Here is a 24585-nt window from a genome sequence, read left to right as displayed (position 1 = left end):
TGGGCGGCGACGCAGTTGTCATGTGCGCACGTAGAGGCGCAGGGTGACGTAGCCGGTGATCGCGGAGATGCCCAGCGCGACCAGCAGCAGCCACGGCGAGACCAGCAGGATGTCGAGCCCGTCGACCGAGCGGACCACGCCCGCGTTGATCGGGTCGGCCAGCACGTCGTCGAGGAACACGACCTTCAGCCCGACCAGGCCGAGGATCGCCACCAGGGCGCCGATGAGGCCGGTGACCATGGCCTCCAGCAGGAAGGGAAGCTGGGTGTACCACCGGGTGGCGCCCACCAGGCGCATGATCCCGACCTCGGTGCGCCGGGTGAACGCCGAGAGCTGCACCGTGTTGGAGATCAGCAGCAGCGCGGCGATGGCCATGAAGAGCGCGACCGCGAAGGTCATGTTCCGCACGCCGTTGAGGGCGTTGAAGAACCGGTCGAGGAACTCGCTCTGGTCGGTGATGGTGTCGATGCCCGCCTGGCCCTGGTAGGCCTGGGTGACGACCTCGGGCCGCTCCGGGTCGACGAGCTTGACCCGGAAGGACGCGGGCAGCGCCTCCGGCCTGGCCAGCTTCACCAGCTCCGGCTGCGCCTCGAAGATCTGCTTGAACCGCTCGAACGCCTGGTCGCGGTTCTCGAAGGTGATCGAGTCGACCGCGGGGTCGCCCTCCAGCTTCGACCGCAGCCCCTTGCACGGGTCGTTCTGGCACTCCTTGTCGGTGGAGGACACGTCGTCGGTCAGGTAGATGCTGACCTCGACCTTGTCCTGGTAGAGCGCCTGGGTCTTGTCGATCATGCGCACGACCAGCAGTCCACCGCCGAGCAGGGCGAGCGAGATGGCGGTGGTGATGATCATCGCGATGGTCATCGTGATGTTGCGGCGAAGGCCGGTCAGGACCTCGCTGAACACGAAGCTGGCACGCATGGGGGGCGGTGTTCCTCGCTGTTTCGGGGCAGTCGGGGGCTGGGGTGATCGACTAGCGGCCGACGCCGTAGACGCCGCGGGCGTCGTCGCGGATCACGCGGCCCAGGTCGAGCTCGACCACCCGGCGGCGCATGGAGTCCACGATGGAGTGGTCGTGGGTGGCCATCAGGACGGTGGTGCCGGTGCGGTTGATCCGCTCCAGCAGCAGCATGATGTCCTGGCTGGTGTCCGGGTCCAGGTTCCCGGTCGGCTCGTCGGCCAGCAGCATCAGCGGCCGGTTGACGAACGCCCGGGCGATCGCCACGCGCTGCTGCTCACCGCCGGAGAGCTCGTGCGGCATCCGCTCGGCCTTGCCCTCCAGGCCCACCAGCTCCAGCACCTCGGGCACCACCTTGCGGATGGTGTGCCGGGGCTTGCCGATGACCTCCAGGGCGAACGCGACGTTCTCCGCGACGGTCTTGTTCGCCAGCAGCCGGAAGTCCTGGAACACGCAGCCGATGGACTGCCGCAGCCGGGGCACCCGGCGCCGGGCCATCCGCGCGACGTCGAAGTTCGCCACGTAAACCCGCCCCTTGCTGGGCACCTCCTCGCGCAGCAGCAGGCGCAGGAACGTCGACTTCCCCGACCCGGACGCGCCGATCAGGAAGACGAACTCACCCTTGTCGACCTCGACCGAGATGTTCTCCAGGGCGGGCCGGGTGGAGGTCTTGTAGACCTTGGAAACCTCTTCGAGCCGGATCACGGTGGGCGAGTCTACCTTCGGTCGTCATCGAGCCGTTGCCTCGGCCTCGGCGAGGAACCGCCTGGTCACACTGCGTAAATCTTGTACACCCCGGCACTACACCGCGCACCCACCCCGCCAAGCCGGGGACGATGCCGGGCGGGGAAGAGGGGGTGGGTGGCGGGAGGGAATGTCACTGCGTGCGGCGCCAGCGGATGCCTGCTTCCAGGAAGCCGTCGATGTCGCCGTCGAGGACGGCGCTCGGGTTGCCCATCTCGAACTCGGTGCGCAGGTCCTTGACCATCTGGTAGGGGTGCAGCACGTAGGAGCGCATCTGGTTGCCCCACGAGCCGCTGGAGCTGTCCTTGAGCGCGTCCATCTTGGCCTGCTGCTCCTGCCTGCGGCGCTCGAGCAGCTTGGCCTGCAGCACGGCCATGGCCGAGGCCTTGTTCTGCAACTGCGAGCGCTCGTTCTGGCAGGAGACGACGATGCCGGTGGGCAGGTGGGTGAGCCGGACGGCGGAGTCGGTGGTGTTGACGCCCTGCCCGCCGGGGCCCGAGGAGCGGTAGACGTCGACGCGCAGGTCCTTCTCGTCGATGTCGACGTGGTCGGTCTGCTCGACGACCGGGGCGACCTCGACCGCGGCGAAGGAGGTCTGGCGGCGGCCCTGGTTGTCGAACGGCGAGATCCGGACGAGCCGGTGCGTGCCCTGCTCGACCGACAGGGTGCCGTAGGCGTAGGGGGCGGCGACCTTGAAGGTGGCGGACTTGATGCCCGCCTCCTCGGCGTAGGAGGTGTCGTAGACCTCGGTGGGGTAGCCGTGCCGCTCGGACCAGCGGATGTACATCCGCATGAGCATCTCGGCGAAGTCCGCCGCGTCGACCCCGCCCGCCTCGGAGCGGATGGTCAGCAGCGCGTCGCGGCCGTCGTACTCGCCGGAGAGCAGGGTGCGGACCTCGAGGGAGGAGATGTCGGCGCGCAGCTTGTCGCGCTCGGCGTCGGCCTCGGCGAGGGAGTCGGCGTCGCCGCCGCCCTCCTCGGCCAGCTCGTAGAGCACCGGGAGGTCGTCGAGCCTGCCGCGCAGCTCCTCGATGCGGCGCAGCTCGCCCTGGCGGTGCGAGAGCCTGCTGGTCACCCGCTGGGCGGACTCCGGGTCGTCCCAGAGGTCCGGGGCGGCGGCCTGCTTCTCCAGGTCGGCGATCTCCACGCGGAGGCCGTCGAGGTCCATGACGGTCTCGACGCTCGTCAGCGTGGCGGAGAGTTCCTTGAGGTCAGCGGCGACGTCCGGGTTCACGTCGGGAAAGATTACGCGGACGCGGACGCCGCCGCTGCGGCGGTAGGCCCCTGGTGGGGCCTCGCCGGGGCCTCGGGCGGGGGACTGGAGGTGCGGGTGCGGCCTGCTAGGCCTTGGGGATGGAGTCGAGCAGCTTGAGCACGGCCTTCGCCCTGGCCACCCCGAACTCGGCGATCGCCTTGGCGTAGGGGTCCTCGGCCGACTTGACCGCGGCGCGCGCGGACTCGTGCTCGCCGTTGTAGACCTGCTTGGCCGAGTCGATCAGCGCGGCCCGCTGCTTGGCGGTCAGGGTGGAGGCGTGCACCAGGCGCAGGATGAGCGGGCTGCGCAGGTGGTCGGGGCCGGGCTCACCGCCCAGCCACGCCTTGAAGGCCTTCTTGCCCGCGGCGGTGATCACGTACTGCTGGCTGGACCGGGGACCCTGCTTGCCGAGGCGGACGAGGCCGTCCTCGGCGAGCGCGGGCAGCTCGCGGTAGACCTGGCTGCGCGTGACGCTGAAGAAGGAGCCGAAGCGTTCGCGCGCGGCCGCCACGAGCTGGCCACCCGTCTGCGGTCCCTCGTGCAGCAGGCCGAGGAGTGCGGCTGCGGTTGCGTTCAATTCAGACACCGCTCCACGGTCCCACGCAGGGCCCGCGCTGTCCACAGTGGCCATGAGGCTGAGTCCACAGTGGCTGATCGCACATAGACACCACCGGCCCGTTCGGCCCGCCACCGAACAGCCGAACCGGACCCCCCTGTCCGGAGCAAAATCCGGCGGTCCCAGGTGGACACGGGGCGCGCACTCGCCTGAACGAGTGGATCTCCGTACGGCGCACTACCCGTTCAGAGCAATGCCCCCGGGCGTGCGGTAGCCGTCCGAAACCCGCCGAAAACCCCTCCAATGTGATCCAGATCACTCTGATATCCCCAGGTCAGGGGGTGAATCAAAACCGGTTGCACAACTGAGGCGCACCTGTTATCCGAAACCCTACTAAAGTAGGTTCCTCGCGAGCGGTTCACCACTGAGTATCCCCTTCCCAGAGGCGACACCACCGTGCTGCGGCGATTATTCCACCGCACACCCGCACACCCCGGTCCGGCCCGGGGCCGCACCTGACCAACGGGAAAGGCTGGAACCCGCGTGATCGGCTTTCTCCTCCGGCGCCTGGCGAACTACGTCGTCCTGTGCCTGGCGGCGACGTTCCTCGCGTTCGCGCTCGCGTCGGCGACGTTCGACCCCATCGCGATCCTGCAGCAGCGCAACCCGCCGCCGCCCGCGGCCGTGCTCGACGCCAAGCGCGCCGCCCTGCACCTGGACCAGCCGGTGCCGCAGCGGTTCCTGACCTGGGTGGGCGGGGTGGCCCACGGCGACTTCGGCCGGACGGTCACCGACCGGTCCGTCGTGGAGGAACTGCCGCGCCGGGTCGGGGTGAGCCTGCGGCTGTTCCTGATCGGGGTGGTCCTCGGCGTCGGCTTCGGCGTGCTGCTCGGGGTGATCAGCGCGATCCGGCAGTACAAGCTCAGCGACTACCTGGCCACGCTGTTCTCCTTCGTCGTCCTCTCCACCCCGGTGTTCGTGCTCGGCACGCTGCTCAAGCAGCCCGCCCAGGGCTTCAACGACCTGATCGGCACCAACTACCTGCAAACCCTGGGCGAGCAGACCCCCGGGTTCCAGGGGAGCTGGTTCGCCTCGCTCGGCGACCGGTTGCGCTACCTGATCGTGCCGACCGCGACCATCGCGCTGGGACAGATCGCCTACTACAGCCGCTACCAGCGCAGCGCCATGCTCGACGTGCTGGGCAGCGACTTCCTGCGCACCGCCCAGGCCAAGGGCCTGACCCGGCGGCGGGCGCTGTTCAAGCACGGGCTGCGCACCGCGCTGATCCCGATGGCCACGCTGTTCGCGTTCGGGTTCGGCCTGCTGATCACCGGCGGCACGTTCACCGAGCGCATCTTCGGCTGGTACGGCATGGGCGACTGGCTCATCACCGGGGTGGTGTCGCAGGACGCGAACATCGTGGCCACGGTGACGCTGTTCATCGCCGTGCTGGTGCTGGTCTCCGGCTGGCTGTCCGATGTGCTCTACGCGGTGCTGGACCCGCGGGTCCGGGTTTGAGGGCGGGGAGAAGGACATGGTGACTCTGACCGAAGACGGCGCGACCCCCGGCGGCTCCCCGGTGGACACCTCTGTGGCCGCGGAGCGCTCGCCGAGCCGCTCGCGCCTGGTGCTGCGGCGGTTCCTGCGGCGCAAGCCCGCGCTGATCGGGCTCGTCGTCGTGGTGCTGCTGTACGCCGCGGCGTTCCTGTCGCCGCTGTTCGCGCCGTGGGACTACGCCGAACCCGACTACACCGCCTTCCTGCAACCGCCCGGCGGCACGCACTGGTTCGGCACCACCAAGATCGGCGAGGACGTGTTCGCCCAGGTGATGCGCGGGTTGCAGAAGTCGCTGACGATCGGGCTGCTGGTCGGGCTGATCTCCACCTCGCTGGCCGCGGTGGTCGGCGCGGCGGCGGGCTACTTCGGCGGCTGGACCGACCGGGTGCTGATGTGGCTGGTCGACCTGCTGCTGGTGCTGCCGTCGTTCCTGGTCATCGCGGTGGCCTCGCCCGCGTTCAAGGGGCAGAGCTGGCTGATCTTCGTGCTGCTGCTGGCCGGGTTCAGCTGGATGATCACCGCGCGGATCGTGCGCGGCATGACGCTGACCCTGCGCGAGCGCGAGTACGTCAAGGCGGCGCGGTTCATGGGGCAGGCCCCGTTCCGCGTCATCGCCAAGCACATCGTGCCGAACATGGCCTCGCTGCTGATCATCGACGCGACCGTCACGGTGGGCGCCGCCGTGCTGTCGGAGACCGGGCTGAGCTTCTTCGGCTTCGGCGTGCAGCCGCCGGACGTCTCGCTGGGCACGCTGATCGCCTCGGGCACCGAGTCGGCCATCACCTACCCGTGGCTGTTCTACGTGCCCGCCGGGTTCCTGGTGGTGTTCGTGCTGTCGGTGAACCTGTTCGGCGACGGCCTGCGCGACGCGCTGGACCCGAGCGCCGCGGGCAGCCGCAAGCGGGACAAGAAGGCCAAGAAGGCCGCCAAGAAGACCGGGACGGGAGCGCAGGCATGACCGCGGCGGAGACGCTGTTCGAGGGACCGGACGCGGAGCGGGCCGGGCCGGTGCTGGAGGTCGACGACCTGCGGGTGTCGTTCCCCAGCGAGGACGGCCGGGTGCAGGCGGTGCGCGGGCTGAGCTACCGGGTCGCCCCAGGCGAGGTGCTCGGCATCGTCGGCGAGTCCGGCTCGGGCAAGTCGGTGTCGTCGCTGGCGGTCATGGGCCTGCTGCCGGATTCCGCCAGGGTCACCGGGTCCATCCGGTTCCGCGGCCGCGAGCTGCTGGGCCTGTCCGACGGCGAGCTGTCGAAGATCCGCGGCCGCCGGGTGTCGATGGTCTTCCAGGACCCGCTGTCCGCGCTGACCCCGGTCTACACCGTGGGCGACCAGATCGCCGAGGCCCTGCTCACCCACGGCCGCGGCCGGGTGAGCAGGCAGCAGGCGGACAAGCGCGCGGTGGAGCTGCTGGACCTGGTGGGCATCCCGAACGCGGCGGCGCGGGCGAAGGCGTTCCCGCACGAGTTCTCCGGCGGGATGCGCCAGCGCGCGGTCATCGCCATCGCCATCGCCAACGACCCGGACCTGATCATCGCCGACGAGCCGACCACCGCGCTCGACGTGACCGTGCAGGCGCAGGTCCTGGAGGTCCTCAAGACCGCGCAGGAGGTCACCGGCGCGGGCATCGTGATCATCACCCACGACCTGGGCGTGGTCGCCGGGTTCGCCGACCGGCTGCTGGTCATGTACGCGGGCCGCGCGGTGGAGACCGGCGACGTGCACGAGGTCTACCGGCGGCCGAGGATGCCCTACACGCTCGGCCTGCTCGGCTCCATCCCCCGGCTGGACGCGGCGCAGAAGCAGCCGCTGGTGCCGATCGAGGGCCAACCGCCGTCGCTGACCGACCTGCCGCCGGGGTGCCCGTTCGCGCCCCGCTGCCCGATGGTCGTCGACGCCTGCCTGACCGAGGAACCCCCGCTGTTCCAAGTGGACGGCTCGGTCGACGCGACCGGGGACGGCACCGGGCACCGGGCCGCGTGCATCCGCAGCGCGGAGATCGCCGAGCGCGAACCGGACGCGGCGGAGGTGTTCGGCGCCGAGGTCATCGGCGAACCGGAGATCGCCGCGGTGCCGCGCGCGGAGCGCGAGGTCGTGCTCGACGTCGCCGACCTGGTGAAGACGTTCACCGTCACCAAGGGCTCGGTGTTCAAGCGCAAGGTCGGCGCCGTGCACGCCGTCGACGGCATCTCCTTCGACATCCGCGCGGGCGAGACGCTGGGCCTGGTGGGCGAGTCCGGCTGCGGCAAGACGACCACGCTGATGGAGATCCTGGGCCTGGAGGAGCTGATGGGCGGCTCGATCAGCGTCCTGGGCAAGCGGGCCGCCGAGCTGGACAAGGCCGGGCGCAAGGCCATCCGCCGCGACATGCAGGTGGTGTTCCAGGACCCGCAGGCCTCCCTCGACCCGCGGATGCCGATCGGCGACGTGCTGGCCGAACCCATGCAGGTGCATGGGTACTCCGCCGCCGCCATCGCCGAGCGGGTGCCCGAACTGCTCGACCTGGTGGGGTTGCGCCGCGAGCACGCGGGCCGCTACCCGGCGGAGTTCTCCGGCGGTCAGCGCCAGCGCATCGGCATCGCCCGCGCCCTGGCGCTGAACCCGAGGCTGATCGTGCTCGACGAACCGGTCTCGGCGCTGGACGTGTCGATCCAGGCCGGGGTGATCAACCTGCTGGACCGGCTCAAGGCCGAACTGGGCCTGTCGTACCTGTTCGTCGCGCACGACCTGTCGGTGGTCCGGCACATCGCCGACCGGGTCGCGGTCATGTACCTGGGCAAGATCGTCGAGATCGGCGACGTGGACGCGGTGTTCGGCGCCCCCCGGCACCCGTACACGCAGGCGCTGCTCTCGGCCATCCCCATCCCGGACCCGGTCAAGGAGCGGCAGCGGGAGCGGATCATCCTCGAGGGTGACCTGCCGAGCCCGGCGAACCCGCCCACGGGCTGCCGGTTCCACACCCGGTGCTTCCTGTACGCCTCGCTCCCCGAGGAGCGGCGGCGGATCTGCGTGGAGACCGAACCCGCGCTGGAGGGGTCCGGCGACCACTCCGACGCGTGCCACTTCGCGCGATCGCGTGCGGTGGTCGAACCGATGGCGGACGATCACCGGTGAGTTTGCCGCCGCGCACGAGTGCGGCGGCATGAGTGAGGAGGCTCGATCCTGTGAGTCGGAGCAAGTTGGCAGCGCTCGTCGCGCCCCTGACCGCGGTCGCGCTGGCCCTGAGCGCCTGCGGCAGCGGCGACAGCGGCGGCGGCGGTGGGGTCCAGGCTGGCGACCAGGCCACCCAGGGAAGCTGGGACATCAACGAGGTGGACGTGTCCAAGCTGAAGGAGGGCGGTGAACTCAAGTGGCCGCTCGACTCGCTGCCGGACAACTGGAACTACAACCAGCTCGACGGCACGCTGCAGGACGGCGACTACATCATCAGCGCGATCCTGCCCAAGCTGTTCAAGGCCGACAAGGCGGGCAAGGTCGTCATCAACAAGGACTACCTGGAGTCGGCCGAGCTGACCTCGACCGGGCCGCAGGTCGTCACCTACAAGATCAACCCCAAGGCCAAGTGGAGCGACGGGACGCCGTTCACCTGGGAGGACTTCGACGCCCAGTTCAAGGCGCTCAACGGCACCAACACCGAGTTCTCGGTGTCGGGCACCACCGGCTACGAGGACGTCGAGAAGGTCGAGAAGGGCGCCTCCGACCAGGACGTCAAGGTCACCTTCAAGCGCAACTTCGGCGAGTGGACGAACCTGTTCACCCCGCTGTACCCGAAGTCGCTGAACGCCACCCCGGCGGAGTTCAACACCGGCTGGCAGACCGCGCCGAAGGCCACCGCGGGCCCGTTCAAGATCGGCACCATCGACCCGACCGCCAAGCTGGTCACCGTGGTCCGCGATGACGCGTGGTGGGGCGACAAGCCCAAGCTGGACAAGATCACCTACCGGGTGGTCGAGCGCGCGGCCCTGGCCGACTCGATGACCAGCGGCGCCATCGACTGGTACACCATCGGCTCCAGCGTCGACCTGTACCAGCGCGGCAAGGCCATCCAGGGCGCCGTCATCCGCCAGGGCCCCGGCAAGGCCTACTCGCACCTGACCTTCAACGGCGCGCCGACCTCGATCCTGTCGGACCCGAAGCTGCGCATCGCGGTCATGAAGGCCCTGGACCCCGCCACCTACGCCAAGGGCATCCTCGGCCCGATCGTGAGCGACCCCAAGCCCCTGGGCAACCACTTCTTCCTCCAGGGCACCGGCAACTACGCCGACAACTCCGCCCCGGTCAAGGCCGACAAGGAGGCCGCGAAGACCGAGCTGGACGGCCTCGGCTGGAAGCTCGACGGCGAGTTCCGCAAGAAGGACGGCAAGCAGCTCGACATCCGGCTGGTCTCGACCGCGGCCAACCCGATCTCCGAGCAGATCTCGAAGCTGACCCAGGCGCAGCTCAAGGAGATCGGCATCAACGTGGTCATCGACGCCCAGCCGTCGTCGGTGTTCTTCAAGGACTTCGTCAACACCGGCAACTTCGACATGGTCGGGTTCCAGTGGTCGCAGACGCCGTGGCCGATCAGCTCGTCCAAGGGCATCTACTACCTCGACGAGAAGAACGTGAACCAGAACTACGGCCGCATCGGCTCCGAGGAGATCAACAAGAAGCTCGACGAGGCCAACCAGGAACTCGACGAGGCCAAGCGGGTCGCGCTGACCCAGGACGCGGACAAGCTCATCTGGGCCGAGGGGCACCACCTGCCGCTCTACCAGACCCCGGCCGCCCGCACGGTGCGCGCCACCCTGGCGAACTTCGGTTCGTTCGGCGTGGCCGACCCGGACTACACCAAGATCGGCTTCACCGGCTGATGACCGCCCCGACCGGACCGCGCGCGCTCCCGCGGGTGCGCGCGGTCCGGCAGGTCGCCGCCCGGACCCTGCTGCTGCTCGTCGCCTGCGCGGCGGTGGCGGCGGTGTCCGGGCTTTCCTCTTCCACCGCCTCGGCGGCGCTGTCCGGCCTCACCGCCCGCGCCACCGGAACCGTCTCGCCGCTGCGCGAGGGCGTGGTCCTGGCCCGCTGGGAGGTCGACGGCCGCGCGGTGTCCGCGGAGGTCGAGATCGCCGTCCGCGCCCCCACCGGGACCACCCCGGCGAACATCGCCTACTCCCCCACCGACCCCACCCGCGCGGTCGTCCCCGGCGCGACCCTGCTCGCCACCGCCGACCGCGCCGCGAGCGGGGTGGTGTTCGCCGCCCTGGTCGCCGCCCTGGCGGTCCTGTTCGACCTCTGGCTGCTCCTGAGCCGCCTGCACTCCGCCCGCGGCCCCGGCCGCCCGCTGGTGGTCCGCCGGGTCCGCGTGCAGCGCGGCCTGCTGGCCCGGTCCTGGCTGGAGACCGAGTCGGGCCCGGACCGCTGGATTCCGGTGCACTTCGACCCGGCGCTGCTCACCCTCCCCACCCCCACCGAGGTCACCGCCACCGGGGGCCGCTGGAGCACCGTCCGCCTCCCCACCGGCGAAACCCTGCACCCGTCCGGCCCCACCCGCACCACCGAACCGCGGGGCCGCCGCACCGACAACGCCACCGCCCCCGACCCGGCCGCCGCCCCCCGCTGGACCCGCCAGTGGCGCGTCGACGCGGCCGCCGCCGTGCCCGCCCCGGTCGTCGGCCTGTTCTGGTCCCACCTCGACGGCAGCGGCTTCCCCGGCTGGCTCGCCGCGACCACCATCACCGCGGCGGTCGCGGTCTGGCTCTGGTCCGTGCGCGGCTCCGACCCGAGCTGACCGCCCCTCCACTCAGGACTATCCGGCACCACATCCAGCCAGGCGCCCGAGCGCCGGTGGTCGTCGGCGTTCGTGGTCCCGACCCCGGAACCCGCCCCGGATCGGTCGACCGCATTGCTTGACCTCTCGTTTACTGGAGGTTTTAGCGTTGTCGGCATCCCACGGAGAGGCGAGGACATGACGATGGAGCGGATCACCCTGGCGGTGGTCATCGGCAGTGTGCGGGAGGGCCGGTTCGGGCCGACGGTGGCGAACTGGTTCGCCGAGCGGGTCGGGGCGGACGGCGCGTTCGAGGTGGTGCTGGTGGACGTGGCGGACCGGGACGGCGACTTCGCGGCGGCGGTGGACCGGGCGGACGCGTTCGCGGTCGTCACCCCCGAGTACAACCACGGCTACCCCGGCGCCCTCAAGGAGGCCATCGATTCGGTGCACACGGGGTGGTTGGCGAAGCCGGTGGCGTTCGTGTCCTACGGCGGGTTGTCGGGCGGTCTGCGGGCCGTGGAGCAACTGCGGCAGGTCTTCGCCGAGCTGCACGCGGTGACGGTCCGCGAAACCGTCAGCTTCCACAACGCCCACACCCGGTTCGCCGGGGGCTCCCCTGTGGACCCCGGTGCGGACGTGGCGGCGAAGAAGCTCCTCACCCACCTGCACTGGTGGGCCACCACCCTGCGCGAGGCCAAGCGCACGAACCCGTACCCGGCCTGAAAAAGCGCGAGAGGCCGGTCCCACCGGGACCGACCTCTCGCGTTCGTAGCGGGGACAGGATTTGAACCTGCGACCTCTGGGTTATGAGCCCAGCGAGCTACCGAGCTGCTCCACCCCGCGCTGTGAGAACAACAGTACACCACCCCGAAACCCACTTTTAACCACCCCCCACAACCCCACCCAAACCCCCTCTGACCAGCCCCGAAGCGCCCGACTGGGGGTCAGGCGCTCTACGCGGCAGAGGCACACGACACGAGGAGGGCGCCCCGGCGAAGCAAACTTTCTCCCACGAGCCGAAGGCTCAAGCAAACAGCCCACCCACCCGCACCCGACCACCGAGGCCGGGGGTCCGGGGGCAAGCCCCCGGGTGGGGCGTGGGGGCTCCGCCCCCACAGAAATAGCGAAGAACCCCCCGTCTGCGTTTTCTGCAGACGGGGGGTTCCTCGTTCGTAGCGGGGACAGGATTTGAACCTGCGACCTCTGGGTTATGAGCCCAGCGAGCTACCGAGCTGCTCCACCCCGCGCTGTAAGAACAACAATACACGGGGGTGGAGCGGCTCATTCAGGGGGGGTCACCCACCGCCGGGGGTGGGCGACGGGGACGCTCCCGGGGAGGACGGTGCCGTGGTCGGGGCGGCGCCCGCCTTGGCCTTGGCCGTGTCGTACGCCTTGGCCGCGGCGTCCAGTTCGGCCAGCGCCTTGCCCTGCTCGGTGAAGTCGCCGTTGCGCTGGGCGGTGCGCAGGTGTTCCAGGGCCGAGTTCAGCGCCTGCACGGCCGAGTCCATCTCCGCGGTGGCACCGGTGCCGCCGCCCGCGGGCGGCGGCGTGCTGGTCGACGGCGGGGTGGTCGAGGTGGACGGGGGCGTGCTCGGCGTGGTGTTCTCGCCCGGCTGGGTGGCCGACTGGCCGGTGCCCGCGCCGAACACCTCGTCGAGGGCCTCGTTGATCGTCGCGGCGAAGCCGACCTTGTTGCCGAAGGACACCAGGACCCTGGCCAACTGCGGGAACGAGTTGGCGTCCTTGCGCTGGATGAAGATCGGTTCGACGTAGAGCATCCCGCCCGCGACCGGGAGGGTCAGCAGGTTGCCGAACAGGGGTGAGACGCTGGGGTTGTTGAACAGCGTCCGGTTCTCCGCGACCTCCGGTGTGGTCTGGAACCGGTTCTGCACCTGCCCCGGGCCTTCGACCTGGGCGGCTTCGGTGGGCAGTCGCAGCACCCGGATCTTCCCGTAGTCCTGCGGGTCCGACGACACCGACACCCAGGAGGCGAGGAACTGCCGGTTCAGCAGGGTCAGGGCGCTGGTGATCTGGAACGTCGCCCGTGTCTGCCCCGGGCTCTGCGCGAGCACGTAGTACGGCGGCTGCTTGGGGCCGTCGTTGTTGGCCGCGGCCGCGGTGGCCGCGGCCGCGCCCTCCTCGGTCGGGTCGGCCGGGACGTTCCAGAAGGTCTTCTGCGAGAAGAACTCGTTGGAGTCCGAGACGTGGTAGCGCGAGAGCAGTTCGCGCTGGACCTTGAACAGGTCCTCCGGGTAGCGGAAGTGCGAGCGCAGCGAGTCGGAGATCTCCGAGCTGGGCTTCACCGTGCCGGGGAACACGCCCTGCCAGGCCTTGAGCACCGGGTCCTCGTCGTCGATCGAGTACAGGTTGACCGAGCCGTCGTAGGCGTCGACCGTGGCCTTGACCGAGTTGCGGATGTAGCTGATGGTGCGGTCCTCCTGGCGGACCACACCGCCGAGGGAGTCCGTGGTGGCCTCGCCGAGCGGCGTGCGCTGGGCGTACGGGTAGTTCTCCAGCGTGGTGTAGCCGTCGATGATCCAGGTGATCCGGCCGTCGACGACCGCCGGGTACGGGTCGCCGTCGATGGTCAGCCACGGTGCCACCTTCGACACCCGGTCGCGCGGGTTGCGGTTGTACATGATCTTCGCGCCCGCGTCGATCTGCGACGAGAACAGGATGTTGCGCTCGGTGTAGTTCGCGGCGAAGACCAGCTTGTTGAACAGCCCGTCGATGGGGACGCCGCCGGTGCCGTCGTAGGCGAAGGTGCTGTTCTGGGTGTCGTACTCCATCGGCGTGCCGCCGTTCTTGCCGCCGACGATCGCGTAGTCGTCGGTGGCCAGCTCACCGAAGTAGATGCGCGGCTGCTCGACCCCGAACGGGCCGGGGTCGCTGATGTCGCCGACCTTGAACAGCGGGTAGCCGCCCTGGTCGTTGGTGTCGGCCAGCGCGGAGTTGATCGTGTTCGCGGGCGCGGCGACGAAGCCGTTGCCGTGGGTGAACACCATGTGCCGGTTGATCCAGCCGCCCTGGGTCTCGGTGAGCCCGGAGGTCTTGATCTCGCGCGCGGCGACGATGTAGTCCTGGGTCTTGCCGTCGACGGTGTAGCGGTCGATGTCGAGCTTCTCCGGGAAGCCGTAGAAGTTCTCCCGGCCCTCGCGCTGGGTGAACGTCGGCGCCAGGATGTTCGGGTCGAGCAGGCGGACGTTGGAGATGGTGTTCGTGCTCGCCGGGTCCGACCGGATCGCCGCGGGCGCCGCCGAGCTGACCCCGGCGTAGTCCTCGGTGGTGACCTTGTCCTCGGTGAGGCCGAACGCCTGCCGGGTGGCGTCGATGTTGCGCTGGATCGACATGGCCTCCTTGGCGTTCTCGTTCGGCTTGACCGAGAACTGCTGCACCACCTGCGGCCAGGCCGCGCCGACCAGGACGCCGGAGAGCACCAGCAGCGCGGTCGCGATCGCCGGGAGCTGCAGGTTGCGCAGGAAGGCCCCCGCGAAGAAGGCCACCGCGCAGAACGCCGCGATGAACATCAGGATCAGCTTGGCGGGCAGCACCGCGTTGAGGTCGGTGTAGGTGGCGCCGCTGAACAGCGTGTTGCTGCTGGAGAACATCAGCTCGTAGCGCTCGAAGAAGTAGTCGACCGCGTAGACCAGCACGAACACGCCCGCGGTGATCGACAGCTGCATCCGCGCGGCGGCGGCGAGCTGCCCGCCCTTCCCGGCCAGCCGGATGCCGCCGAAGACGTAGTGGGTGATCAGCGCGCCGAAGAACGCGATGGCCACGGCCACGAACAACCAGTTGATCAGCCAGCTGATGAACGGCAGGGTGAAGGCGTAGAAGCCGATGTCGATGCCGAACTGCGGGTCGGTGACACCGAAGTCGGTGCCGTTCACCAGCAGCTGCCAGAGCTGCCAGTCCGCCTGCGCCGCGGAACCCGCGATCAGGCCCATCACCACCGGGATGCCGATGCCGAACAGGCGCACCCGCTGCACGATGGTGGAGCGGTAGCGGGCCAGCGGGTCCTCCGCGCCGGACACCGGCACGAACACCGGCCGCGAGCGGTAGGCGATCCACAGGCTCACCGCCAGCAGACCACCCACCAGGGCGCCGACGGCGAAGAACAGGCCGACCCTGGTCCACAGGACGGTGCTGAACACCGACCGGAACCCGACCTCCCCGAACCACAGCCAGTTGACGTAGGTGCTGAGCAGGCGCGAGCCGACCAGCAGCAGCAGGACGAGCGCCGCCGCGATGACGAGCAGGACGCGGCTGCGACGGGATAGCTTCGGCAGGCCGATCGGGGGCCGAGTGGCCACTGGGCACGCTCCAGAGTCGCTAACTTAGAGAACTTCCGGACCGGCCGGGACCGGTCCTGGTTCGTTCAACTGTATTAGGGGTGGTTCAGGTTCCCGTGAGGGTGCCCGAAATGGGCGGATGCCGGGCCCGCGCACCCCGGATCGGGTGACGGCGGGCGGGCGGCGGGATGCGAGGATGGCGCCCGTGACGCAGCCCCGCACCGCCCCAGAGCTGTCCTCGGTCGCCCGCGAGGTGGAGGAGTTCGTCGCCTCGGGCGGCTGGGACCAGGGGCCGCAGCTGTTCGCCCTGGTGCCCACCGACCACCTGCTGCGCGAGCAGCCCGACCTGGCCGACCGGCTCGACCCGGCGTCCGCGCTGACCCCGGTGGCCCAGGACGCGCTGGAGGGCGACCTGGCCGACGCGCTGGCCGGGATCATGTGGCCGGAGGTCGTGGTGGGCTGCGCGCTGGCCCAGGAGATCGTCATGCTCCCGCCGGAGGCCGAGGCCGAACTGCCCGACGGCGACTCCGACGCCCTGGGCCGGATCGCCGCGGGCCACCCGGAGGCCAGGGAGGCCCGGCTGGTCGCGGCCGTGTCCCGGGACGGGGCGATGGCCTGCGTGCTGCGGCTGCGCACCACCGGGGAGGGCGAACTCGACCAGGTCGTCGAGCACCCCGGCCTCGCCCGCAACCTCACCGCCGCCCTCCTCGACACGCTCCGCGCCTGACCGGCCCGCGCCCGACCGCCCGGGTCAGCAGCCCTGGGTCGGCCTGCCCGCCTTGAGGTTGTCGAGCTGCGTCACCGCGTCGGACAGGGTGGCGACCTTGATCAGATGGAGGCCGTCGGGGACGTTCGACCTGGCCTCCTCGCAGTTGTCGGCGGGCACCAGGAACGTGGTCACCCCCGCCTCGCGGGCGCCGACCAGCTTGAACGGGATGCCGCCGATGCGGCCGACGTTGCCGTCCGCGTCGATCTCGCCGGTGCCCGCGATGACGTGGTCGCTCGCCAGGTCACCGGGGGTGAGCCGGTCGACGATGGCCAGGGAGAACATCAGCCCCGCCGACGGGCCGCCGACGTTCTCCAGGCTGATCGAGATCTTGAACGGCACGTCCGGGCGGTCGGCGGGACCGAGCCCCAGGAAGCCCTCCGCGCGGTCCTCGGCACCGAAGTCGGCGGCCCTGCCCAGGGTGACGGTGGCCGTCTTCTCCTGGCCGTCGTGCTGGAAGACGATCTCCACCGACTGCCCGGGGGTGGTGCCCGCCAGCGCGGGGCGGACGTCGGCGGCGGTGGAGACGGCCTTGCCGTTGACCCGGACCAGCCGGTCGCCGGGGGCGAGGACCTTGTCCGCGGGCGCCCCGGAGGTGATCTCCTGGGCGATGACCTTCATCGGGTACTTCCCCAGGTAGCGCAGGGCGGCCACCTCGGCGTTGCTCTGCGAGTCCTGGAACAGCTTGGTGTTCTGCTTGTCGATGTCCTCCTCGGTCTCCCCCGGGCGGAAGTACTCCTCGCGCGGGGCGAGTGCGTACCGGCCGCTGATCCACAGGCCCAGGGCGCCGAAGAGGGTGATCTCGTCGTTCACCGACACGGTGACCATCCGCAGTTGGCCGCTGGTCGGGTAGGTCTGCTCGCCGTCGACGGAGACGATCTGGACGTCCTGCGCCTCACCGAGGGTGTCGTAGGTCGGGCCGGGGCCCAGCGACACGTACGGGATGGGCACGGCCAGGCCGACGACGAGGAACGCGACGGTCAGCACCACACCCACCAGCACCGTCCAGCCGCGCCTGGTCAGACCGCGGCCGGGGGCGGGCGGCCCCTCGCCGCGGGGTGCGGGCGGCGTCACGGGCGTCTCCGACGGGGTGCTCACGGGTCCACAGCGTACGTGCGTTCACGCGGAGCGGATCACCAGGACAGCGCGGCCGCGCCCACCCCGCGTACCGTGGACCCATGAGCGAGTTCAAGTTCGGCTTCGGACTGCCGGACCCGGACGACAGGGACAAGGACGGCAACCCCAAGCCCGCGGGCGGGCCGGAGAACCCGTTCGACGGGTTCGGCCAACTCGGGCAGATGCTCAGCCAGTTGGGGCAGATGCTCAGCCAGGCCGGGACGGGCGGCGGCGGGCCGGTCAACTACGACCTGGCCAAGCAGATCGCCGTGCAGCGGCTGTCCGGGCAGGTCGGCTTCGCCGCGCCCCCGGAGTCGGCCAAGGCGGTCACCGACGCCGTCCACCTCGCCGAGATGTGGCTCGACCCCGCCACCACGCTCCCCGCGGGCGCCACCACCACCAGGACCTGGACGCCGCGCGACTGGGTCGAGCACACCCTGCCCACCTGGCAGCGGCTGTGCGACCCGGTCGCCCGCCGCATGTCCGGCGCCTGGGTGGACGCGCTGCCCGCCGAGGCCAAGGCCCAGGCCGGTCCGCTGCTGGCCATGGTCGGGCAGATGGGCGGCATGGCCTTCGGCTCCCAGTTGGGCAACGCCCTGGCCCAGCTCGCCTCCGAGGTGCTCACCTCCGCCGACATCGGCCTGCCGCTCGGCCCGCCGAACACCGCCGCGCTGCTCCCGGCGAACATCGAGGAGTTCACCAAGGGCCTGGAGCGCCCGGCCAGCGAGGTGATGGTCTTCCTCGCCGCCCGCGAGGCCGCCCACCAGCGCCTCTTCGCCGGTGTGCCGTGGCTGCGGCAGCGGCTGCTGGGCGCGGTGGAGGAGTTCGCGAGCGGCATCAAGGTCGACACCGCCGCCCTGGAGCAGTTGGCCGCGCAGGTGGACCCGTCGAACCCGGAGACCATCGAGCAGGCCATGCAGTCCGGCATCCTCGAACCCGAGACCACCCCGGAGCAGAAGGCGGCACTGGCCCGCCTGGAAACCCTGCTGGCCCTGGTCGAGGGCTGGGTCGACATCGTGGTCGGCGACGCGGTGGCCGAGCGGCTGCCCGGCGCCGACGCGCTGCGCGAGACCCTGCGCCGCCGCCGCGCCTCCGGCGGCCCCGCCGAGCAGACCTTCGCCACCCTCGTCGGCCTGGAGCTGCGCCCGCGCAAGCTGCGCGCCGCCGCGGCGCTGTGGCGGCTGGTGACCGACCGGCACGGCATCGACGCCCGCGACGCCCTGTGGGCGCACCCGGACCTGGTGCCCACGGCCACCGACCTCGACGACCCGCTGGAGTTCGCCGACCGCATGGGCACCGCCTCCGCGATCGACGACGACCCGATCGCCCAGCTCAACCGCACCGAGCAGTCCGCCGAGGCCAAGGAGGCCGAGCAGTCGGAGCAGGACAGCCAGGACGACGGGGGCAAGCCGGGCGCCTGAGGCACCCGACCGGGAACGGACCCCCTCCGCACCGGCGGAACGGGGTCCGTCGCCCTGTCCGGCCCGCTCACTCCGTGGCGATGCCCCACCCGGCGGCGGCGGAGAGCCCCTCCAGGAACCCCATCGCCCGCTCGGTGCGCGGGTAGGCCCGCACCAGCTCCCAGAAGTCCGCCCCGTGCCCCGGCACCAGCAGGTGGGCCAGCTCGTGCACCAGCACGTAGTCCAACACCCAGGCGGGCACCTGCCTCAGGTGCTCGGAGACGCGGATGGTCCGGTCCACCGGTGTGCACGACGCCCACCGGGTCCGCATCGGCGGCACCCACCGCACCGCCGCCGGTTCACACCTCCCGTTGAAGTACCGGTCCGACAACTCGACGCAACGCGCCAGCAGCTTGGCGTCGGAGGTGCGGCTCGGGCCGCGCCTGTTCGTCTCGACGCGCAGCAGCCTGCGCTCCATTTCCTCAACCCAGTGGGCCTCCTCCTTCTTGGAGAGCCTGGCCGGGATGAGAACGATGAGGGTGTCACCTTCGCGATAAGCGGTGACGGTGCGGGTTCGGCGCTTGCTCCTGCGCACCTCGACTTCGGCCACGGCACAACCGTAAGGGGAGACACCGACATCCGGGGAGGACCGGCCGGGTGTGACTCTCGCCTGTGGACAACTTTTCCCACCATTCGGCGGAAACAGGCACGATCGGGGTATGAGCGAAGCCCCCGATCAGACCCTGCCCGCCCGCCCCCGACTGCGCCCCGGGCTCACCGTCCTGCACCGGCGCAGCGGCGAGTTCCAGGTCGGCGTGCGCCCCGGCCGGGCCACCGTCGTCAGCGGCGTCCCGACCGCCGTCCTCGACGCCGCCGAGGAGTTCCGCGGCGGCCGCACCACGGCCGAACTCCTCAGCCGGGCCGGGCCGGAACACCGCGCGGCCATGGTCGACCTGCTCTCCGGGCTGGCGGGCGAGGGCCTGGTCGAGGACGCCTCCGGCCCCGGGCACCCGCTGGCCCGCCGGATGGCCCCCGAGTCCACCCTCGCCGCCCGCCGGGGCACCGCCGACCCCGCCACCCGCGCCCGCTGCGGCGTCGCCGTGCACGGCGACGGTCGCCTGGCCGTCGCCGTGGCCTGCCAGTTGGCCGCCGCGGGCGTGGGCCGGGTCCGGGTGAGCGCCCGGGGCGCGGTGACCGCGGAGGACGTGGGCGCGGGCCTCACCCTGGCCGACATCGGCAGGCCCCGGCGGGTCGCGGCGAACGAGGCGGTGGCCAGGGCCGAGGTGGCGGTGGACACCACCGCCTTCACCCACCGCCGCCCCGACCTGGTCCTGGTGGCCGACGCCCTGGTCCCCGACCCGGCCCTGCTGGCCGAACTGCACGCCAGGGCCCAACCCCACCTGCCGCTGCGCGCCGCCGACGGCGTCGGCACCGTCGGCCCCCTGGTCGTCCCCGGCCACACGGCCTGCCTGACCTGCGCCGAGCACCACCGCACCGCCCGCGACGAGTGCTGGCCCCTGGTCGCCGCCCAGCTCACCGCCCGCCCCCACCCCACCGACCTGGCCACCCTGCACGCCACGGCGGCGGTGGCCACCGCCCACACCCTCGCCGCCCTGGCGCTGACCGACCTGACCCACTCCCGCCTGCACAACACCACCCTGGAGGTCGACCCGCTCGGCGCCACCCTCACCGCCCGCACCGCCCCACCCCACCCGCACTGCCCCTGCGGCGCCGCGACCCGCGGGCGGGCGGAGGGGGTTGCGAAAACCGGGACGGTTGTCAGGTGATGACAGGTCTTCGGTTCCGGGGACCGGTCGGCGCCTGCGGGAAAACCGGGTTCTCGGCCGCCCCTGGAAGGTTCATGTGCGCTGTCGTGCCCGGAGAGGGGACAATCACCACGTGACTGACATGCCGCGCAAGACCGTCGCACGCACCGCCCGGTTGGCCAGCATCCCCCTCGGGGTCGCGGGCCGGACCGTCGGCGGGTGGGGGAAGCGGTTGGCCGGGCAGAGCGCCGAGCAGGTGAGCGCCGAGGTGGCCGCCCGCACCGCCGAGCAGCTGTTCGCGGTGCTGGGGCAGCTCAAGGGCGGCGCGATGAAGTTCGGGCAGGCGCTGTCGGTGTTCGAGGCGGCGATCCCGGACGAGCTGGCCGAGCCGTACCGGGAGGCCCTGACCCGGTTGCAGGCCGCCGCCCCGCCGATGAGCGCGCAGACCATGCACCGGGTCCTGGCCCAGCAGCTCGGCCGGGGCTGGTCGGAGCGCTTCACCGAGTTCGACGACACCCCGGCCGCCGCCGCCAGCATCGGCCAGGTCCACAAGGCGGTGTGGCGCGACGGCAGGCAGGTCGCCGTCAAGGTCCAGTACCCGGGCGCCGACGAGGCCCTGCGGTCGGACCTGCGCCAACTGCAGCGGTTCAGCAAGCTCTTCCAGCCCTTCGCCCCCGGCATGGAGATCAAGCCCCTGCTGCAGGAGCTGGCCGACCGCATGACCGAGGAACTGGACTACCGGGCCGAGGCCGAGAACCAGCGCGCCTTCGCCAAGGCCTTCGCGGGCGACGAGCAGATGCTCGTCCCCCGGGTCGTGGCCAGCGCCCCCAAGGTCACCATCACCGAGTGGGTCGACGGCAGGCCCCTGTCCTCGGTGATCAAGGACGGCACCCCCGAGGAGCGCAACGAGGCGGGCCGCCTCCTCTCGGAGTTCCACTTCTCCTCCCCAGCCCGGGTCGGCCTCCTGCACTCCGACCCCCACCCCGGCAACTTCATGATCACCCCCGACGGCCGCCTGTGCGTCATCGACTTCGGCGCCATCGCCCGCCTCCCCGAAGGCCTCCCCGAACCCCTCGGCGTCATGACCCGCCTGGCCGTGCAGGGCAAGTCGGCGGAACTGGCCACCCTCATGCGCGAAGAACACTTCATCCGCCCCGGCATGAACCTCGAACCCGAAGACGTCCTCGCCTACCTGGCCCCCTTCACCGAACCCGCCTCGGTCGAGGTCTTCCACTTCACCCGCCGCTGGATGCAACGCCAAGCAGGCCGAGTAGGCGACCTGCGCGGCCAGGACTTCAAAACCGGCCGCTCCCTCAACCTCCCCCCGCAATACCTCCTCATCCAACGAGTCACCGCAGGAGCCACCGGCATCCTCTGCCAACTGGACGCCGAGTTCTCCATGCGCTCGATCATCTCCCACTGGCAACCCGGCTTCGCCGAAAACTGACCCCACCCACCCCCCGCCCCACCCCCCTTCCCAGAACCACCTGCTCCACCAGAAGTTGTCCACAGGCTCTCAACCGAAGACCGTGGATTGTCGGTGGTCACGGGTAAGCTTGAGTCGGAATGGCGCGCGGGGGCGAACACACACATCAACCGAACACGCACCCACCCGATCCCCCGATCCCACCCCGCTGTCGATCCCACTCCACTGCACCCGCCCCCGATCAGATCACGGAACCCGGTGCAGATCCGCCGCCGATCCGGTGCCGCTCCGAGCCGGTCAGGTGCCGGTGGAGCCGCCCGTGCTCGCGATGGTGGGGACCAAGATCGCCGCGAACACGGCCGCGTTGACGGCGTTGACCGCCTTGCGCACGGCTTCGCCCGCCCAGTCACCGTCGGCGATGGTCTTGGCCCGGGCTTTGGCGGTGCGCTGGTCGTCGACCTCGATGACCTTGGTGAGGATGCCGAGGGCGTGCAGCAGGGTGATGAGGGCGGCGGCGTGGTGGTCGGGTTCGGCGCCCGCCAGCACCTGCTCGAGGCGGGCGCGGAGGGCGCGCTCGTGGGAGCCGTCCTCGGCGGGGATGCGCTGGGTGGGAAAGACGCCGAGCACCTTGCGGTCCTCGCGGCGGAGGACACCACGGCCGACCAGGCTGTCGACGACGGCTTCGCGCAGGCCCTTGCCCACCTTGTCCAGGGCGGCGGCGGGGGTGGCGCCCTCCAGGTCGGCGAGGCGGGCCAGGGTGGCCTTGAGCACCGAGTCGGCGGGTGGGCGGCCCTCGCGCAGGACGATGCGGCCCTCGCGGACCTCTTCGCCCGGGCCTGCGACGTCGACCAGGCCCAGGTCGGCGAGTTCGAGCAGTGCGGCGCCCGCGAGGCCCCGGTCGAGCTGGGCGCCCGCCGGGCTGACCTTGCCACTCTCGTCGTCGACCAGCAGTAGCAGCAGTTCTTCGGCGATCAGCATGGGGATCACCGTAGCCAGGTCACCAGTACTCGGCTGGGAGCTTGCCCTCGATGTCGCGGACGTGCGCCCGGGCACAGGTGCCGCACAACCACCCGGTCTGCCCTCGCTCGGTTTCGCTGACCCAGGCCAGGGCTGCCAGCGGGGGCTCCTCGGCGCGGGAGCGGCCGCAGAGGCCGCAGGCGGCAACGGTCGCGGCAGGCCCGGTCGCAGCGGGATCAATCGCAGCGGGATCAGACGCAGCAGCACCAGTCGAGGCAGGCCCGGTCACGACGGGATCGGTCACGACGGGATCGGTCGCGGCAGGTCTGGTCACAGCGGGGTCGATCGCGGCGGGGTCGGTCGCGGCGGGGTCGGTCGCGGCGGGGTCGGTCGCGGCGGGGTCGGTCACAGCCGAGTCGATCGCGGCAGGTCCGGTCACGGCGGGGTCGGTCACAGCTTGCGCAGCCCCTCCAGCACTCGACCCATGAACGCCAGGTCGGGGGCGTCGCCTGTGCGGTGGTGGATGGTGACCGCGTGGGAGTCGGCGAGGTCGCTGATCAGAACCCGGGCCACCCCCAGGGGCAGGCTCATCAGGGCGGACACCTCGGCGACCGAGCGCGGGGTGGTGCACAGCTCGGTGACCGCGCGGTGCTCCCAGGAGGTGGCGAGGTCGGGGGCGACGGTGGAGATCAGTGCCTCGATCGCCAGGTCGGAGCGGGTGTGGGTGCGGCCTCGGGTCCAGGCGTAGGGGCGGACCAGGGTGTGCGACTCGGGGCGGCTCATCCAGTCGGCGTCGGACCACTCGCTCGGGTCGTCGGGCAGCCAGGGGTTGGCCGGGGGGCCGGGCTGGGCCGGGGGGCCGGGCTGGGCCGGGGGGCCGTCGTGGAACAGGTCGGCGGCGGAGTCGCGCTGGGGCGGGGTGCTGTCGTCGAACAGGTCGTTGGTGGAGTCGTGCTGGGGCGGGGTGCCCTCGTCGAACAGGTCGGCGCGGTTGCGCTGCGTCGGGGTGTCGTCGAACAGGTCGCCGGGTTCGGCGGCGCGGTCGCGGGTGTGGGGGTCGACAGCGCGGAGCTCGTTGGCTCGGGCGTCGATGGCGCGGAGCTCGGCGGCGAGGTCGTGAGCGGCGACAGCACGGGGCTCGGCGACGCGATCCGTGGCCTGGGCTTCGGACGCACGGGCCTCGGCGGCGCGGTCACGCCCCCGGGCATCCACACCTCGAGGCTCGGCGGCACGGTCGCGGGCTTCTCGGGCGGCGGAGGCGCGAGGCTTGGCGGCGCGGTCCCCGGGCTGGGCATCGCGAAGGTCAGCGGGCCGGGCGGCGCGGTCCCCGGGCTGGGCACCACGAGGGTCAGCGGGTCGGGCGGCGCGGTCGCGGGGGTCGACAGCGGCCCCGGACTCGGCGGCGGGATCGGCGGCGGGATCGGCGGCGGGATCGGACTGCGGTGGCGGGGTGGCGCGCTTGCGCTTGCGGGAGCCGCCGAAGCGGGCGCCGACCCGGCCGATCTCGGACTCGGCGGCCGCCGGGTCGTCGTCGGGGTTGGGGTCGTCGGGGGCGGTCAGCCGCCACTGACCGGGTGGCCCGAACCGGGCTCCCGTGCGACCGACCTCGGTCCGGCGCTTGAGCCTGCGTCTGCCGTTCTCGCCACCGGCGTCTTGCACGTTCTGCACCAACGTGAGCCCCAAGGCCGTCGGGAACAGGGGCTTAACACCATAAGCCCACCCCGGCGCGACCGTGGTGACAATGGCGTTTCCATCCTATTTCCCACCCTAACGGACGGATGCCCGCCACCGATCCGGTGGCGGGCATCGCGTCGATTCGGGTGAACGGGCTCACTCAGAGTGCGGCGGTGGCGCGATCGGCGCGCCGGGCCGCCCACTGCGAGAGCCGGTTCCAGCGCCTCGCGGCGCTCAGGTGGCGGACCAGGCGGCGCGCTCGCGCCACCTGCTCCGCCTCGCGCATTCGTGATCTCGCGAGATTTTCTTGGAGAAGCATGTCCGTGGGACCTTCCGGCTTGAAGGTGTACGTGGGGTCGTTGTGCACGGGGT

The 24585-nt window shown here is 71.3% G+C and carries 21 protein-coding genes and 2 tRNA genes; 10 read left to right on the top strand and 13 right to left on the bottom strand.

The window, feature by feature from the left end; translation table 11 throughout:
* Nucleotides 1–18 precede the first annotated feature (18 nt).
* The 4 genes from ftsX to DFQ13_RS29110 form a co-directional block, all read right to left on the bottom strand.
* On the bottom strand, nt 19–921 hold the full coding sequence (ftsX, locus tag DFQ13_RS29125) for a permease-like cell division protein FtsX (protein WP_035287634.1): 903 nt from the start codon (nt 919–921) through the stop codon (nt 19–21).
* A gap of 52 nt (nt 922–973) precedes the next feature.
* Nucleotides 974–1663 carry a cell division ATP-binding protein FtsE gene (gene ftsE / locus DFQ13_RS29120; protein WP_035287638.1) on the bottom strand — a complete coding sequence of 230 codons (690 nt, stop codon included), beginning with the start codon at nt 1661–1663 and terminating at the stop codon, nt 974–976.
* Between the two features lie 172 nt (nt 1664–1835).
* Nucleotides 1836–2936 carry a peptide chain release factor 2 gene (prfB, locus tag DFQ13_RS29115; RefSeq protein ID WP_110082083.1) on the bottom strand — a complete coding sequence of 367 codons (1101 nt, stop codon included), beginning with the start codon at nt 2934–2936 and terminating at the stop codon, nt 1836–1838.
* 106 nt (nt 2937–3042) lie between these two features.
* Nucleotides 3043–3543, bottom strand: coding sequence for a PadR family transcriptional regulator (locus DFQ13_RS29110; protein ID WP_035287639.1), 501 nt, complete (start codon nt 3541–3543; stop codon nt 3043–3045).
* A gap of 513 nt (nt 3544–4056) precedes the next feature.
* Here DFQ13_RS29110 and DFQ13_RS29105 point away from each other — a divergent pair.
* The 6 genes from DFQ13_RS29105 to DFQ13_RS29080 all read left to right on the top strand — a co-directional run bounded on the left by DFQ13_RS29105 (nt 4057) and on the right by DFQ13_RS29080 (nt 11539).
* Nucleotides 4057–5031 carry an ABC transporter permease gene (locus tag DFQ13_RS29105; RefSeq protein WP_110082082.1) on the top strand — a complete coding sequence of 325 codons (975 nt, stop codon included), beginning with the start codon at nt 4057–4059 and terminating at the stop codon, nt 5029–5031.
* Nucleotides 5032–5047: 16 nt separating this feature from the next.
* Nucleotides 5048–6028, top strand: coding sequence for an ABC transporter permease (locus tag DFQ13_RS29100; protein WP_110082081.1), 981 nt, complete (start codon nt 5048–5050; stop codon nt 6026–6028).
* Nucleotides 6025–8181 carry an ABC transporter ATP-binding protein gene (locus tag DFQ13_RS29095; RefSeq protein ID WP_110082080.1) on the top strand — a complete coding sequence of 719 codons (2157 nt, stop codon included), beginning with the start codon at nt 6025–6027 and terminating at the stop codon, nt 8179–8181. The genes DFQ13_RS29100 and DFQ13_RS29095 overlap by 4 nt, the downstream gene beginning before the upstream one ends.
* 50 nt (nt 8182–8231) lie before the next feature.
* Nucleotides 8232–9920, top strand: a complete 1689-nt coding sequence (locus tag DFQ13_RS29090; protein WP_233438621.1) for an ABC transporter family substrate-binding protein — start codon at nt 8232–8234, stop codon at nt 9918–9920.
* A complete protein-coding gene (locus tag DFQ13_RS29085; RefSeq protein WP_052021807.1) occupies nt 9920–10834 on the top strand; it encodes a hypothetical protein in 915 nt (304 codons plus the stop codon). The genes DFQ13_RS29090 and DFQ13_RS29085 overlap by 1 nt, the downstream gene beginning before the upstream one ends.
* 177 nt (nt 10835–11011) lie before the next feature.
* A complete protein-coding gene (locus DFQ13_RS29080; protein WP_181400194.1) occupies nt 11012–11539 on the top strand; it encodes an NADPH-dependent FMN reductase in 528 nt (175 codons plus the stop codon).
* A 46-nt stretch (nt 11540–11585) separates the two neighbouring features.
* Here the strand turns inward: DFQ13_RS29080 and DFQ13_RS29075 are convergent.
* The 3 genes from DFQ13_RS29075 to DFQ13_RS29065 all read right to left on the bottom strand — a co-directional run bounded on the left by DFQ13_RS29075 (nt 11586) and on the right by DFQ13_RS29065 (nt 15129).
* Nucleotides 11586–11659, bottom strand: a tRNA-Met gene (locus DFQ13_RS29075).
* Nucleotides 11660–11989: 330 nt separating this feature from the next.
* Nucleotides 11990–12063: transfer RNA gene (locus tag DFQ13_RS29070), tRNA-Met, on the bottom strand.
* Nucleotides 12064–12111: 48 nt separating this feature from the next.
* Nucleotides 12112–15129, bottom strand: a complete 3018-nt coding sequence (locus DFQ13_RS29065) for a UPF0182 family protein (RefSeq protein WP_110082078.1) — start codon at nt 15127–15129, stop codon at nt 12112–12114.
* Nucleotides 15130–15304: 175 nt separating this feature from the next.
* Between DFQ13_RS29065 and DFQ13_RS29060 the strand changes: the two genes are divergently transcribed.
* Complete coding sequence (locus DFQ13_RS29060) at nt 15305–15835, top strand: PPA1309 family protein (protein ID WP_110082077.1); 531 nt, start codon at nt 15305–15307, stop codon at nt 15833–15835.
* A gap of 24 nt (nt 15836–15859) precedes the next feature.
* Here DFQ13_RS29060 and DFQ13_RS29055 read toward each other — a convergent pair whose 3' ends face one another.
* On the bottom strand, nt 15860–16972 hold the full coding sequence (locus tag DFQ13_RS29055; RefSeq protein WP_110082076.1) for a YlbL family protein: 1113 nt from the start codon (nt 16970–16972) through the stop codon (nt 15860–15862).
* Nucleotides 16973–17052: 80 nt separating this feature from the next.
* On the opposite strand from DFQ13_RS29055, the gene DFQ13_RS29050 reads away from it, so the two are divergent.
* Nucleotides 17053–18411: a zinc-dependent metalloprotease gene (locus DFQ13_RS29050; protein ID WP_035280089.1), complete on the top strand. Its 1359-nt coding sequence runs from the start codon at nt 17053–17055 to the stop codon at nt 18409–18411.
* A 67-nt stretch (nt 18412–18478) separates the two neighbouring features.
* Here DFQ13_RS29050 and DFQ13_RS29045 read toward each other — a convergent pair whose 3' ends face one another.
* Complete coding sequence (locus DFQ13_RS29045; RefSeq protein WP_063935908.1) at nt 18479–19000, bottom strand: M48 family metallopeptidase; 522 nt, start codon at nt 18998–19000, stop codon at nt 18479–18481.
* A 109-nt stretch (nt 19001–19109) separates the two neighbouring features.
* Between DFQ13_RS29045 and DFQ13_RS29040 the strand changes: the two genes are divergently transcribed.
* The gene (locus tag DFQ13_RS29040) at nt 19110–20177 is read left to right on the top strand and encodes a TOMM precursor leader peptide-binding protein (protein WP_110082075.1); all 1068 of its coding nucleotides are present in this window, start codon (nt 19110–19112) and stop codon (nt 20175–20177) included.
* 121 nt (nt 20178–20298) lie between these two features.
* Nucleotides 20299–21603 carry an ABC1 kinase family protein gene (locus tag DFQ13_RS29035; protein ID WP_052020881.1) on the top strand — a complete coding sequence of 435 codons (1305 nt, stop codon included), beginning with the start codon at nt 20299–20301 and terminating at the stop codon, nt 21601–21603.
* Between the two features lie 276 nt (nt 21604–21879).
* Here the strand turns inward: DFQ13_RS29035 and DFQ13_RS29030 are convergent, their stop codons facing one another.
* The 4 genes from DFQ13_RS29030 to DFQ13_RS33330 all read right to left on the bottom strand — a co-directional run bounded on the left by DFQ13_RS29030 (nt 21880) and on the right by DFQ13_RS33330 (nt 24580).
* A complete protein-coding gene (locus DFQ13_RS29030; RefSeq protein ID WP_035280092.1) occupies nt 21880–22560 on the bottom strand; it encodes a GOLPH3/VPS74 family protein in 681 nt (226 codons plus the stop codon).
* A gap of 19 nt (nt 22561–22579) precedes the next feature.
* Entirely contained in the window at nt 22580–22948 is a 369-nt protein-coding gene (locus DFQ13_RS35325; protein WP_233438636.1) for a hypothetical protein, read from the bottom strand.
* Nucleotides 22949–22989: 41 nt separating this feature from the next.
* A complete protein-coding gene (locus DFQ13_RS29020; RefSeq protein WP_146241387.1) occupies nt 22990–24207 on the bottom strand; it encodes a DUF742 domain-containing protein in 1218 nt (405 codons plus the stop codon).
* A 166-nt stretch (nt 24208–24373) separates the two neighbouring features.
* Nucleotides 24374–24580 carry a hypothetical protein gene (locus DFQ13_RS33330; RefSeq protein ID WP_146241386.1) on the bottom strand — a complete coding sequence of 69 codons (207 nt, stop codon included), beginning with the start codon at nt 24578–24580 and terminating at the stop codon, nt 24374–24376.
* Between the last annotated feature and the right edge of the window lie 5 nt (nt 24581–24585).

The organism is Actinokineospora spheciospongiae, assembly GCF_003182415.1.
Taxonomy (GTDB): domain Bacteria; phylum Actinomycetota; class Actinomycetes; order Mycobacteriales; family Pseudonocardiaceae; genus Actinokineospora; species Actinokineospora spheciospongiae.
This window is presented reverse-complemented; position numbering and strand designations above follow the sequence as displayed.